Raw genomic sequence first — 13,300 nt, 5'->3', positions numbered from 1 at the left:
CTGGCAAAGGCGATGGACCCGCACTCGCTGATCGCCTTCGAGATGAACGGCGAGCCGATCCCGGCGCTGAACGGCTTTCCCGTGCGCACCCTCTGCCCGGGCTGGCCCGGGTCCACCTCGCAGAAATGGCTGCGCCGCATCCAGCTGCGCGATGTCGTGCACGACGGACCGAAGATGACCGGTACGTCCTACCGCGTGCCCTATTACAGCGTCGCGCCGGGCGCCGAGGTCGACAAGAAGGACTTCAAGATCATTGAATCGATGCCGGTGAAGTCCCTGATCACCACGCCGCAGACCAACACCAGCATCTCGGGCCGCAGCCTCGCGCTGCGCGGCCATGCCTGGGCCGGCGACCGCAGCGTGTCCAAGCTGCACATCTCCATCGACTTCGGCGCCAGCTGGATCGAGGCGGATCTCGACGCGCCGCCCAATCCCTACTCCTGGCAGGACTGGCGGGCCGAGGTGACCTTCCCCGAGAAGGGCTACTACGAGGTCTGGGCAAGGGCGACCGACGATCAGGGTGTGATGCAGCCCTTTGCGATCAACTGGAATCCCAAGGGATATCTCAACAACGCCATGCACCGGATCGCGGTGACCGTGGCCGCATGACCCAGGGGCATGGGATCGGGGGCCGCATGAGGAACCGTGTTGTGCAGGGCGGCGGCCGGCCCGTCCCGGGGCCTTTCCGGGGGCCGGTCCGCTGCCTCCGCTTTGCTGCCCTGCTTGCCGGCGCTCTCGCCCTGCCGGCCTTCGGTGCATCGGCGGAGGACGACCCTTTCGGCCCGGACTGGCCGGAAGGGCCGGGCCGCGAGGAGGCCGGCTATCTCTGCGGGGCCTGCCATTCGCTGCGCCTGGTGACCCAGCAGGGACTCTCCCGCAGCGCCTGGGACGAGACGCTGGACTGGATGGTCGAGGAACAGGAGATGGACGAGCCCGAGCCGGAAGAGCGCGCACTCATCCTCTCCTACCTCAGCGAGCACTTCGGCATCGACCACCGGCCGAGCCATGTCGGAGCTTTTCCGAATCGGCCCGCGCCGGACCAGCCCGTCCGTAACTAACCCGCCCGATTAGGGCCCGGTTAGAGCCCGGTTAGGGCCCGGTTAGGATTGCCTCGGCGATCCGTTCAGGCCGCCTGCCGAGCATCACCACCAAGGGGCTACCCCCACGGCGCGATTGCTACCGGAGCGGCCCCTTCTCATACTCTTGCGCGAAGATCCTTCGAGGTTTGCGCAACCGGGGTGCCGCTTCCCGCGGTGTTGCCGAACCGGCTGGTTGTACAGCAGGGGTGCTGGGCATGGGGTCAAGAACCGACGAGATTGTGCACGCCTTCACCGAGGGCCCGCCGGGACAGCGGCAGGCCATCCTCTCGGCCATGCCGCCGACCATGACGCGCGACGTGGCCATTCAGCTCGCCGCCTCCGACGAGCCGAGCATCGCCATCGTCGGCCTGGACCAGATCACCGCCGATCATGTCGGCGACCGCGATCCCGATCTCTGTCTCTGTCTGGCGACGGCCTGTTTTCAGGTCTGCCGCCGTCTCTATGAATCCCATGGCGCCGGCCCGGCCCAGGTTTACGTCAACACGGCCGGGCGCAGCGCCCATTTCGTGGTAACCGCCCTGCGCAGCGTGCCGCGCTACGAGGATATTCTCCGCTTCCTCGATGCGGCGCTGCCCTGGTTGGAATCGGTCGGCCACCGCAGCCACCTGACCGACTTGCTGATCGCGCGGATCGAGGCGCACCTGCAACTGGGCCAGACGGCACAGGCGCTGGAACAGCTCTCGGCCGTTCCCGAAGAACTGCGCAGTCAGGACGTGCGCTTTGCCTCCCTGCGCCGCCGTCTCGACCGCGCCGCGGACGGCGCTTGAGCGCCTCTGACGGGCCGGGTCGCGGTCTAGCGGTTTACTGGATGACCCGCGGGAAGGCGGCACCGTCGGCGTCGAAGAGATGGCACTGGCTGGGGTCGAGGCCGGCTGGCATCTGGTCGCCTTCGCGCACTCTGGCATCGCCCTCGCTGCGGACCACCACGGTCGCGCCGTTGGGCAGGCTGACATAGGCGAGGTTGGAATCGCCGAGCTGCTCGACGACGTCGACCCGTCCGACAAGCTGGGAGTCCGCACCGCCGGCGATCAGGTGTTCAGGGCGCACGCCCAGCGTCACCTCGTCGCCGTTGCGTGCGCCGTCGGGGCGCACGGCAATGCGCGTGCGCACCTCGCCGGGCAGTGCCACCTCGATGGCGTTCTGGTCCACCGCGGCTATGGAGCCCTTGACGAAGTTCATCTTGGGCGAGCCGATGAAGCCGGCGACGAAGAGGTTCTCCGGGTGATGGTAGAGCTCCAGGGGGGAGCCGATCTGCTCAACGTTGCCGGCGTTCAGCACCACGATCTTGTCCGCCAGGGTCATCGCTTCGACCTGGTCGTGGGTGACATAGACCATGGTCGCCGCCATGTCTTCGTGCAGCTTCGCTAACTCGATGCGCGTCTGCACACGCAGCGCGGCATCCAGGTTGGACAGCGGCTCGTCGAAAAGAAAGACCTTTGGGTCGCGCACGATGGCCCGGCCGATGGCGACACGCTGGCGCTGGCCGCCAGACATCTCTTTGGGCTTGCGCTCCAGCAGGTGGTCGATCTGCAGGATGCCGGCGGCGCGGCGCACCCGCTCCTCGATGGTCTCTTTGCTCGCCTTGGCCAGCTTCAGGCCGAAGGCCATATTGTCGTAGACCGTCATATGCGGATAGAGCGCATAGGACTGGAACACCATGGCGATGCCGCGCTGGGCCGGCGGCAGCTCGTTGACCATCTGTCCGTCGATGGTCATCTCGCCGGCGGTGATCTCCTCGAGGCCGGCGATGAGCCGCAGCAGGGTCGACTTGCCGCAGCCCGAAGGGCCGACGAAGACAACGAACTCCCGGTCGGCGATCGTCAGGTCTACGCCATGAATGGTCTCGATGTCGCCGAACGATTTGCGGATGCCTTTGAGCACCACCTCTGCCATGGGTTCATCCTCCCTCGATACCCTTGCCGGTTTCTTCTTGTTTTGTATCTGCGTTCTCAGCCTGCTGTGCGAAATCAGGCTGCTTTGCGAAATCAGCCCGGGCAAAGAACGCGCCGTAGCGCGGCAACGTCAGTCTGCCGTTTTCCCAGGATGCCGTAAACCCGTGGCCGTCAAGCGGTGTGATGCCCCCGGGCTCCGCAAGCGCCAGGCTTGCGGGTTTGCCGCCGAGATTGAAGGCGGCAAAAACCTGCTGCTCCGGGCAGCGGCGGTAAAAGGCCAGCAGCGGATCCTCCGTCTCCAGAAAGCGGAGCGTTCCCCACCTCAGCGCCGGTTGGCGCCGGCGCCAGCGCAGAAACGCCCGGTAGGCGTTCAGCAGCGATCCCGGAACATGGTCCTGGCGGTCGACGGCGCGCTCAAGGTGGCGCGGGTCGACCGGCAGCCAGGGCTCCGCCGTTGAGAAGCCTGCGTGGTCGGCGCTGCCGTTCCAGGGCATCGGCGTGCGGCAGCCGTCGCGGCCCTTGAACTCGGGCCAGAAGGCCTTGCCGTAAGGGTCTTGCAGCCGCTCGAAGGGGACCTCCGCCTCGACGAGGCCCAGTTCCTCGCCCTGGTAAAGGCAAACAGAGCCGCGCAGGCTGAGCAGCAGCGCCATCAGCAGGCGCGCGAAGTCGTTATCCTCCGCCTGTTCCGCACTCCCATCTGCGTTTTGGGCCCAGCGGGAAGGCGCGCGGATAACGTCGTGATTGCTGAAGGCCCAGCAGGGCCAGCCGTCGCCGGCCACCGATTCCATCTCCGCCACAACGTCGCGCAGATGCGCCGCCGAAAAATCCGAGGTCAGAAGGTTGAAGGTATAGGCCATGTTCAGGCGGTCGCCGCCGCTGGTGTAGTCGGCGGCGATGCGCAGCGAGTCGTCGCCGCTGACCTCGCCCATGGTGGTGCGGGCCTCGTAGCGGTCGGTCAGCGCGCGCAGGCGCTTCAGGAAGTCGATCGTCTCCGGCTGCGTCTTGTCGTAGAGGTGGCGCTGGTAGGCGTAAGGGTTGTCGAGCTGCACCCCATCGGTCGGTCGCTCGCCCGGCTTCAGCGGCGGGTTGTCGCGCAGTTGCCGGTCGTGGCTGCAGAAGTTGACGGCATCGAGCCGGAAACCGTCGACGCCGAGGTCGAGCCAGAAGGCCGCCTCCGACAGCAGCTGGTCCTGCACCGCCATGCTGTGCAGGTTGAGGTCTGGCTGACAGGTCAGAAAGTTGTGCAGATAGTACTGGCGCCGCCGCGGCTCCCAGGCCCAGGCGCTGCCGCCGAAGATCGACAGCCAGTTGTTCGGCACTGTGCCGTCGGGTTTCGGGTCGGCCCAGACGTACCACTCGGCTCTGGGGTTGTCGCGGCTCTGCCGGCTCTCCAGGAACCAGGGATGCTCGTCGGAGGTGTGGCTCAGAACCAGGTCGATGAGCACCTTCAATCCCAACCCGTGGGCCCGCCCGAGGAGCTGCTGGAAGTCGTCCAGGGTTCCGAAGAGAGGGTCGACGGCACGGTAGTCGGCGACGTCATAACCGAAGTCGCGCATCGGCGACTTGTAGAAGGGCGAGACCCAGATCGCATCGACGCCCAGGCTGGCAATGTGATTGAGCTTCTCGGTGATGCCCGCCAGATCACCCAGGCCGTCGCCGCTGGCGTCGTAGAAGCTGCGCGGATAGATCTGATAGATCACCGCGCCGCGCCACCATTCGGCATCGCCGCCTGCGGCACTCTTCCGACTTGCACCCTTGGAACCTGCGCCCTGGCCAGTCATCCCTTCACGGCTCCGGCGGTGAGGCCCGAGACGATCTTGCGCTGGAAGATCAGCACCAGAACGATGATCGGCACGGTGACGATGATCGAGGCGGCCATGATGTTGCCCCAGGGCAGCTCTTTCTCGCTGGCGCCGGTGATCAGCGCGATGGCCACCGGCACCGTGCGCTGGTCGTTGGTGAGGGTGAAGGTGAGGGCGAAGAGGAACTCGTTCCAGGCGGCGATGAAGGCCAGCAGCCCGGTGGTCACCATGGCCGGCCACATCAGCGGCATGAAGACCTGGGTGACGATCACCCAGGGGCTGGCCCCGTCCACCAGCGCCGCCTCCTCCAGTTCCACCGGCAGTTCGCGCATGAAGGTGGTCAGCACCCAGACCGTGAAGGGCAGGGTGAGAATCATGTTGGCGAGGATAAGCCCCACCAGGTTGTTGTAGAGTCCGAAGAAGCGGATCATCTCGAACATGCCCGACAGCACGGCGACCTGGGGGAACATGGAAACCCCCAGAATCGTCAGCAGCAGTATGCCGCGGCCACGAAACTTCACCCGCCCCAGGGCGTAGGCGCCGGTGAGCCCAAGGAACAGCGACAGCGCCACCACGGCCGCGGCCACCGCCACCGAGTTCGCGATGTTGCGGGCGAAGGGCTGCTGCTCGAAAACCGCGGCGTAGTTGCTCCAGTTCCAGGAGAAGGGGAAGTAGTCGACGCGGAACAGCTCCGAGCCGGTTTTGAAGGACGAGACGATGGCGTAGTAGAAGGGGAAGACGGCGAAGAGGACGATCGCCACCAGCAGCAGCGCGAAGGCGCCTTTGAGAGCGAGCCTGCGCATCAGCGGTTCCCCTCGCCCAGGTTCACCTTGCCGCCGACGATGTAGACCACCGTCAGCACGGCGATCACCATGAACAGCAGCGTCGAGGCTGCGGAGCCGTAGCCCACCGCCTGGAAGTCGACGAGCTGTTGGCGCGCATAGACCGACATTGACATGGTGTCGGTGCTGTTGGAGGTCAGCACGTAAATCAGGTCGAAGATGCGCAGCGCATCGAGCAGGCGGAAGATCACTGCGACCATGATCGCCGGGCGGATCAGGGGCAGGGTGATACGGAAGAAGACCTTCACCGGATGCACCCCGTCCACCCGCGCCGCCTCATAGCAGTCCGACGGCAGCATCTGCAGACCCGCCAGGATCAGGAGGGCCATGAAAGGCGTCGTCTTCCAGACGTCGACCATGATGACGGCGGCCATGGCCAGTTGGGGGTCGGCGGTCCAGGCGACGGGCTGGGAGAGAATGCCGAGGCCCATCAGCATATCGTTCAGCACGCCGAACTGATCGTGCAGCATCCAGCCCCACATCTTGGCGGAGACCACCGTGGGGATGGCCCAAGGGATCAGCACCGCTGCGCGCAGGATGCTGCGGCCGGGAAAGCTGGCGTTCAACGCCAGGGCGATGATGAGGCCGAGGGCCGTTTCCAGGCTCACCGAGATGAAGGCGAAGACCAGGGTGTTGCGGACCGCGTTCCACCAGTCGGGATCGACCAGCAGGCCGTACCATTCGCCGTCGTCGTACTCCAGGTAATTGGCGAAGCCGATGAACTCGTAGTTGGCGATGTCCGAGAGGTCGGCATCGGTGAAGCCGAAGTAGATGGTGCGGGCCAGGGGCCAGCCGGCGACCAGCAGCAGCACCAGCAGCATCGGCGCCAGGAAGATCCAGGCCGCGCGCACGCGGCTGCGCCCGAGGGATAGTTTTCCGGACGCTACCGCCGGGGCTGCTGCCGCATGATCGAGGGTCTGCTGGGTCATGGCACGGGCGCCCCCTCAGCCGTGCCGTCCTACCAGCGTCCGTTGCGGCTGATCCGCTTCAGCTTCTTCTCCAGCTGCGCAAGGCTGGTCGCGCCGTCGGCCTTGCCGGAAAGCACGGCATGGGTCGCGTTCCAGAACTCGTTGGAGACGCGGTTGTACTTCGCCCCAGCGATCTTGGAGGGCCGGGCCACGGCGTTGGTGAAGGTGTCGTAGAGATTGCCGAAGAAGGGATTGGCCAGCAGCACCTCGTCATCCTGGTAGAGGCTGGCGATGGTCGGGTTGTAGGCGCCGGTGATGGCACGGCGCTTCTGTTCTTCGGCACCAGTGAGATACATCACCAGGCTCACCGCAGCCTCCGGATTGGCGGAGTACTTGGAAACCGCAAGCTGCCAGCCGCCGAGCGTGCCGCTGTTCTTGCCGTCAGGCCCGCCCTTGGGCAGGGCCGTGACCCCGACCTTGTCGCGCACCGGGCTGTCTTCGCTGTTGGCGAGCCCCCAAGCATAGGGCCAGTTGCGCATGAAGACGGCGTTGCCCGACTGGAACACACCGCGCGCCTCTTCCTCCGCGTAGTTCAGCACGCCCGGCGGCGAGATGGTGCCGACCCAGGAGGCTGCCATGTCCAGGGCCTTGGCGGCCTGGGGGTTGTTGATGGTGATTTTGCCCTTCTCGTCGACAATGGCGCCGCCGCCGAAAGAGTCGATCCACTCCAGGGCATCGCAGGTCAGGCCTTCGTAGGCCTTGCCCTGCCAAACGAAGCCCCAGAGCTTGTCGTTGCCGGCGGAGCGCTCCGCCTCCTGGACGGCCGCAGCGGTCTCGGTCAGGTCCTGCCAGGTCTCGGGCAGCGCTTTGCCGTGTTTCTCCAGCAGGTCCTTGCGGTAGTAGAGAACTCCCGCATCGGTGAACCAGGGCATGGCCACGAGCCGGCCGTCGACGGTGTTGTTCTCGACGATGGCCTGGAAGTGCTCGGCCTCGGCGCCGTTGCTGTGGGGTTTCAGATCGATGAAGTGGTTGGCCAGCATGCCCGGCCAGATGACGTCGATCTGGAAAACGTCGATGTCCTCGGCGCCGGCAGCCAGCAGCTGCTGATAGAGGGCCAGGCGCTCGGTGGTGGAGTTCGGTGTGTTGACCAGCCGCACGGTGTTGCCGGTCTCCGCCGCCCAGGCTTCGGCGCCCTCTTTGCAGAGCTCGAACTCGACGCCCAGCGCGCCGCAGGCGATCGAGACTTCGGCTGCCTTGGCGACCGGGCTGGAAAGCGTTGCCGTGAGCGTTGCCGATGCCAAAAGGGCGCCCGCCACGGTCGTGCGGAACGCAATGCTCCTGTGGTCTTTCTTCATTGTGTCCTCCCTGCCCTGATTGCTGCCGCTGTGGCAGTGGCCGGTTTTCCGGTGGCCGTTCTTCTGGTGCCGGTCTTTGCGCCGGGAGGCAGCCATTCAAAGGATCGCTGCGGTGGCGCGCCGTTGCCACGCGGCCCGTCGGTTCTTGTCGCGCTGCTTTCCAGCGTCGCCATCGCGTCTGTTGGCCGGGGGTTATACACCTCCAGCGCGCAATTGGTACGAAAAAACGACCGAAACAACCCTAGGCGGATGTTTCGGGGCTGACCAGTGGTCAATAGGGGGCGCCCGAAAGGCTCGGTGTGGTTGTGCCCACCAGTGTGGCCAAAGACTCTGTGCGACGGCGACCCAAGATGAAGCCGTGGCCTTACCGCAGCCGGTGGCTGCCGGGCGACGCGGCCACCGCAGCGCGCCGGAGACCTCGAAAAGGCGCTCGTTTTGCGTTTTGGTTGAAAGTATTTCTAGGCAATATGGACTAATCAATTCAATCTAAAAACATGATTTATCGTTTATTATCCTTTGCCCGGAATAATAGAAGATGGCTCGTGAGGCTCGGCACAAACAAGAATTTTATATGGCCTGGGTTGCTTTTGATGATTTCGAACACTGATTGGGTGCTTGCATCGCGAGGTCAAACGGAAGGGTATTGGTTGCATGCAGGGACGTAACAGCACCGTCGCGCAGTCGCACCTGCGGTCCTATTCCAGGCCGCCGGTTCGATCTGACATCCCGCTGGACGCGGAGCCGCCGGACAAGGACACACTGCACAAACTGCCCCTGACCGGCATGCCCCTGGTCACCACCGGCCTGAGGAAGGCGCGCCTGATCAAGAACTCGCGTTTTGAGGGTGTGATCGAGCTGTTCTCCGACGAGAAGTCCGGCAGCGGTCAGATCTCTCCGGACCGCCTGAACGAGGTGTTCCATTTCGACGGGCGGAACAAGACCGACCTCGATCTCATCAAGCACCTGAGCCAGCTCAACAGCTATGACGTCTACACCGTGCGGGTGGCCATGCGGCGCCTGGGCATTGAGGTGGAGGATGTCGAGACGCTGCAGCTCTCTCCGGAACTGCGCAACCGGCTGGTCCCGCATATGCGCAGCTTCACCCGGCCGCTCCTGCACGCCGTCTACGGCGCGGCGCAGAAGGAGCCGGAGGACCTGAAGGATCTGATCGGCCTCTTTATCGCTCCGGACATGGACGTCGCGCGGGAGAACCTGGCGCGGCTGTCGCACCGCATGCGCATCGACGTCACCGCAATCCCCAAGTTCATCGAGGACTACGGCGACGTCTACCTCTCCCTCGCCTATTACCAGTACTGCCTTGATCAGAACAAACCGCAGATCCACAGCTTTCTGGCTGCGATGGAGGAGATGCAGCAAACCGCCAGCCTGAAGCAGGCTGCCAACCTGATGGCCACATGCAAGATGCTGGAGACGAAGATCACCGGCGTCGTGCACGACATCGCCAACGTGCTGGAGATGTTCCGCATCCGCACCATCGACATGTGGGAGAAGATGTCGGAGGAGACCTTCCGCCGCATGGAGGCGATGATCATCGGCTATCAGACCAGCATCGGCGCGGCGCTCTGCATCATCACCGTGAAGATGAACGCCTGGAACCAGCAGTTCCCGCAAAAGGAAAGCGGCGGTCCCTGGAGCCGGGCGGACTTCCTGATGACCAACATGCGCCCTGGCCTGGAACTGGTGCAGGACATCAGCTACGAAGACCCGCAATAGGGGACCTGCGATCGTGCCTGCCGGTCAAGACGCCGAAGACCCAACCTTCGGCGAAGTGCCTCTGGCCTTGGACTTGAGCGAAGACTCGGCCAAGGACTCGCTGCATATCCTGCCGCTCTCTTCGGTGCCCTTGGTGACGCGCGGTCTGCAGGATGCCCGGCTCATCAAGAACTCCCGTTTCGAAGGCGTCGTCGAGCTGTTCACCGACGAACAGGCCGGCAGCGGACAGGTCTTCCCTGCCGATCTGCCGCGCGTCTTTCACTTCGACCAGGAGAACCGCGGCGACCTGCCGCTGATCAAGAACCTGGCTACCCTGCCCAGCTACGATGTCTACAGCATGCGGGTGGAGTTGCGCCGTCTCGGCATCGACGTGGAGGACGTTGACGACCTGCGCCTGTCCGAAGACAAGGTGCGTGCGCTCGATCCGCACATGTCCGCCTTCACCCGGCCTCTGGTCCGCGCGGTCTTCGGCCCGGAAGAAGACAAGCAGCGTTCGGTCAAGGACCTGGTTGGACTCTTCGCCGCCCCCGAGGCCAAGGAGGCGCGCGAGAATCTCTCGAAGCTGGCCGGCCAGCTGCGCATGGACATCACCGGGATTCCGAAGTTCCTGGAGGACTACGGCGATGTCTATCTCTCACTTGCCTACTACCAGGCCTGTCTCGATGCCTCGCGGCCGAAGCTGGAGCGGTTCCTGAAGGCCCTGGCGGCGCTCAAGGCCGACCGCAAGCTGTCCAAGGAGCGCGGCCTGATGGCGGCCTGCTCGCAGGTGGAAACCAAGATCGCGACGACGGTCTCGGAACTCGGCGACATTTTGACCATGTTCCGCGACCGCACGACGGACATGTGGGACGACATGTCCCAGGAGTCCTTTCAGCGCATGGAAAACCTGATCGTCGACTATCAGAACAAGATCGGCGGCGCGCTCTGTGTCACGACGGTCAAGCTGTCGGCCTGGGAAGAACAGTTTCCGCGCCCGGACATCGGCGGCCCGATGCGGCGCGCCGATTTTCTGATGAGCACCATGCGCCCCGGCCTCGAGCGGCTCGAGCCGATCCAGTATCACGACAAGGCGTGAATCCCGCCAGGCTTTGGCTGGTCACCCGCAACGCAGCGCGGTCTGCAAGCCTGCGCCAGGCAGACCCGTGGCCTAGCCGAGCTGGCGCGCGAGACGCTCCAGGCTGTCCTGCTGGGTTTCGGAGAGGCCGCCCCCCTCGATGCTCGCCACCTGTTCGACCATGGCCAGCAGCTCCCGTTTCTCCGTGGCATCCAAACTGCCGATCAGGTTGCGGGCCAGCCGCCGGATGACCTCGTCCATGTTCGCCGGAGACTGCTGGATCAGCCATCGGCCGTAGGCGCCGATCTGGTCCGCCTCCTGCGCGTCGCAGCCGAAGGCGCCGCCGCAGAGACCGGCGATGCCGTCGATCTCGTCGCGGCTGAGGGCGCCGTCCATGTTGGCGAAGGCCGCCAGGATTCCGGAGGCAGCAAGCCGGGGGTCCTCGATGCCGTCCAGCGGGTTCTGATTGGCCTTGCGGCTGTATCCGAAGCGGCGCACCGCGGCGCGCAGATCATCGGCGACGTCCACCACCTCCCGCGCGGCGCCGGCCGCGTTGCGGAGGCGCCACAGCCAGAACAGCGCCACGCCGACGACGCCCAGAACCCCGAGCAGGATATGCATACGCCTTTCCCCTTCGCAGGCGTGGTTCAACCCCCGCGGCCATACTACACGGATCATTTCGCTTTGCACGGAAGAAGGGAAGGTCCGGAGGACGGCTCTCGGTTTGGCTTTTGGTGCCGCTCCGAAAAGCTGCCGGGGAATCACACCGGTGGCTGTCTAGCCTTCGGGACGGCTAGCCTTCGGGACGGCGGTCGTCGGGGCGCGCCAGAGGGTGGGAGTCGCGGCGGGCCAGAGGCCAGCGCACATGCAGGACGGCGCGCGCTGCCGGTGCCTCAGAGCGTTGGATCACGATCCTCTGAGCCCTCAGGGCCAACGGCCCAGGGGGGTGCTGTCCTGCGTCGTGTCGCCGAGACCGAGGTCGCGGAGCATGTGATCACTTAGGTCCTTCACGTGAATCTTGGGCTTCCGGCAGCGGCCCGCGCGCCAGTCCAGGCCGCGCAGCCGGGTCCAGAGCGGCGGCATCCACCGAAGCCGGTCTGTCAGGGATCTCGTCATTGTGCAGTCCTTTGTGCTGTCCGATCCAAGGGCGGTCGCGCGCGGTTCCACCCCGGTTCAATGCGGCGACGAGGGAGCGTCACAGTCTTCTATTCACTTTCAAATGGAAATTGACGAATTCTGTAATGTATTATTCAGTGATGAATAGATTTCCGATGAACTGGGACGATTTGCGGGTTTTCCTGGCGCTGGTGGAGAGCGGCAGCCTCTCGGCCGCCGCCCGGGACCTGGGCCTCAGCCAGCCGACGGTGGGCCGCCGCGTCCAGGCCCTGGAGCATGCGCTGGACGAGCGCCTCTTCGACCGTCTGCCCCGGGGCTATGTGCCGACGACGGCGGCCCGGGCCCTGCTGCCCATGGCGCAGGCGATGGCCCGGGCGGCCGAGGCGGTGGACCGGCGGCGCGCGGTTTCCGACACGCTGGAGGGTTCCGTGCGTATCAGCGCCGGGGCGGCCATGAGCCGTTTTCTCTGCAACCGGGTCGCCCTGCTGCTCGACGGCCTGCCCGGGCTGGACCTGGAGATCGCAGCCTCTTTCCAGTTCACCAACCTGTCGCGGCGGGAGGCGGACATCGCGATCCGCAACCGCATGCCTGAACGCGGCGACCTGATGGCCCGCAAGGTGACCGAGCCGGCGGTCGCGGTCTATGCCAGCCGCGACTACGTGGCCCGCAACAAGGTAACGCTCAGCCTCGGCGATCCGCCGGGGCTGGCCTGGTCGCGCTGGGACTGGGTGGACTACGACGAGGCGCGCCAGCACCTCTCCACGGCGCAGTGGCTGGCGCCGCGGCTGGGCGGTGCCAAGGCGCGGGTCGCCTGCAGCACCCCGGCGGAGAAGCTGGACGCCATCCGCGGCGGCGGCGGCCTCGGCCTGCTGTCCTGCTATTCCGCCGACACCGAAGCCGACCTCCAGCGCCTGACCGATCCCGTCGACGAACTGCGCGGCGAGACCTGGATGGTGGTGCACCAGGACCTGCGCGACGTTCCACGCATCCGCACGATCGCCGACCGCGTGGTCGCCCTGATCCACGACAACGCCGCCCTCTTCGCCGGCAGGCGGCGGGGGTGAAGCGAGGTTCTATCGAAGGAAGTATGTTGGCGGACCCGACAGGATTCGAACCTGTGACCTCTGCCTTCGGAGGGCAGCGCTCTATCCAGCTGAGCTACGGGTCCCCAAGGGGAAAGGGTCCCTTTCAGGACGCGGCGACCATACTGCATTCGTGAGGAGGGCGCAAAGCGCTTTGCGGGCCGGTCTCTCGTCGGCTGAAGCGCGGCAGGAACGGCTTCAGCAGGGCGCTTCGGCGCAGTCCTCACCCTCGGCGCTTGCCTGTTCTGATTCTTGATCCGCCTCGCCCGCCAGCGCCGCGGCGGCATAAGCTTCCGCGGCCGACGGCAGGGGTGCCGCGCGGTCGCGGGTCCAGGCGGCGATGTCGTCGATCACCACCTGGGCCTGGAGGTCGCGCAGCAGCATGTGCCAGCCCTCGGCATAGAGGGCGCGGCGC

The 13,300-nt window shown here is 65.5% G+C and carries 13 protein-coding genes, 1 tRNA gene and 1 pseudogene; 6 read left to right on the top strand and 9 right to left on the bottom strand.

What is annotated here, in order from left to right; translation table 11 throughout:
* From Q0982_RS21850 to Q0982_RS21840, 3 genes are all read left to right on the top strand, one after another.
* Nucleotides 1-609, top strand: a 609-nt coding sequence (locus tag Q0982_RS21850; protein WP_299399745.1) for a molybdopterin-dependent oxidoreductase, incomplete at its 5' end; no start/stop codon positions are given.
* Nucleotides 610-635: 26 nt separating this feature from the next.
* Nucleotides 636-1,058, top strand: a complete 423-nt coding sequence (locus tag Q0982_RS21845; RefSeq protein WP_299399744.1) for a hypothetical protein — start codon at nt 636-638, stop codon at nt 1,056-1,058.
* Nucleotides 1,059-1,294: 236 nt separating this feature from the next.
* A complete protein-coding gene (locus Q0982_RS21840) occupies nt 1,295-1,867 on the top strand; it encodes a hypothetical protein (RefSeq protein ID WP_299399742.1) in 573 nt (190 codons plus the stop codon).
* Between the two features lie 34 nt (nt 1,868-1,901).
* On the opposite strand, the gene Q0982_RS21835 is transcribed toward Q0982_RS21840, so the two are convergent.
* From Q0982_RS21835 to Q0982_RS21815, 5 genes are read right to left on the bottom strand one after another with little or no spacing between them, the layout of a single operon-like run.
* Nucleotides 1,902-2,993, bottom strand: a complete 1,092-nt coding sequence (locus tag Q0982_RS21835; RefSeq protein ID WP_299399740.1) for an ABC transporter ATP-binding protein — start codon at nt 2,991-2,993, stop codon at nt 1,902-1,904.
* Between the two features lie 4 nt (nt 2,994-2,997).
* Nucleotides 2,998-4,773, bottom strand: a complete 1,776-nt coding sequence (locus Q0982_RS21830) for an alpha-glucosidase family protein (RefSeq protein ID WP_299399738.1) — start codon at nt 4,771-4,773, stop codon at nt 2,998-3,000.
* Entirely contained in the window at nt 4,770-5,597 is an 828-nt protein-coding gene (locus tag Q0982_RS21825; protein WP_299399736.1) for a carbohydrate ABC transporter permease, read from the bottom strand. The genes Q0982_RS21830 and Q0982_RS21825 overlap by 4 nt, the downstream gene beginning before the upstream one ends.
* The gene (locus Q0982_RS21820; RefSeq protein ID WP_299399734.1) at nt 5,597-6,565 is read right to left on the bottom strand and encodes a carbohydrate ABC transporter permease; all 969 of its coding nucleotides are present in this window, start codon (nt 6,563-6,565) and stop codon (nt 5,597-5,599) included. Before Q0982_RS21820 ends, Q0982_RS21825 begins: the two co-directional genes overlap by 1 nt.
* Before the next feature lie 29 nt (nt 6,566-6,594).
* On the bottom strand, nt 6,595-7,899 hold the full coding sequence (locus Q0982_RS21815; RefSeq protein WP_299399732.1) for an ABC transporter substrate-binding protein: 1,305 nt from the start codon (nt 7,897-7,899) through the stop codon (nt 6,595-6,597).
* 651 nt (nt 7,900-8,550) lie between these two features.
* Between Q0982_RS21815 and Q0982_RS21810 the strand changes: the two genes are divergently transcribed.
* Nucleotides 8,551-9,633, top strand: a complete 1,083-nt coding sequence (locus Q0982_RS21810) for a hypothetical protein (protein WP_299399730.1) — start codon at nt 8,551-8,553, stop codon at nt 9,631-9,633.
* Between the two features lie 13 nt (nt 9,634-9,646).
* Nucleotides 9,647-10,708: a hypothetical protein gene (locus Q0982_RS21805; RefSeq protein WP_299399729.1), complete on the top strand. Its 1,062-nt coding sequence runs from the start codon at nt 9,647-9,649 to the stop codon at nt 10,706-10,708.
* A gap of 72 nt (nt 10,709-10,780) precedes the next feature.
* On the opposite strand, the gene Q0982_RS21800 is transcribed toward Q0982_RS21805, so the two are convergent.
* A complete protein-coding gene (locus tag Q0982_RS21800) occupies nt 10,781-11,308 on the bottom strand; it encodes a hypothetical protein (protein ID WP_299399728.1) in 528 nt (175 codons plus the stop codon).
* A 303-nt stretch (nt 11,309-11,611) separates the two neighbouring features.
* A complete protein-coding gene (locus Q0982_RS21795) occupies nt 11,612-11,803 on the bottom strand; it encodes a hypothetical protein (RefSeq protein WP_299399727.1) in 192 nt (63 codons plus the stop codon).
* 155 nt (nt 11,804-11,958) lie between these two features.
* On the opposite strand from Q0982_RS21795, the gene Q0982_RS21790 reads away from it, so the two are divergent.
* Nucleotides 11,959-12,867 (top strand): LysR family transcriptional regulator, encoded by a 909-nt coding sequence (locus Q0982_RS21790; protein WP_299399726.1) that lies wholly within the window; start codon nt 11,959-11,961, stop codon nt 12,865-12,867.
* 27 nt (nt 12,868-12,894) lie between these two features.
* Here the strand turns inward: Q0982_RS21790 and Q0982_RS21785 are convergent.
* Nucleotides 12,895-12,971 (bottom strand) — tRNA-Arg (locus tag Q0982_RS21785).
* 112 nt (nt 12,972-13,083) lie between these two features.
* Nucleotides 13,084-13,300: pseudogene (locus tag Q0982_RS21780) on the bottom strand (alpha/beta hydrolase); the annotation flags it as partial.

The sequence above is a fragment of the Pelagibius sp. genome (genome assembly GCF_028281305.1).
Lineage (GTDB): Bacteria > Pseudomonadota > Alphaproteobacteria > Kiloniellales > Kiloniellaceae > Pelagibius.
Note: the sequence above shows the minus strand (reverse complement) of the source record. Positions and strands in the feature narration are given on the sequence as shown.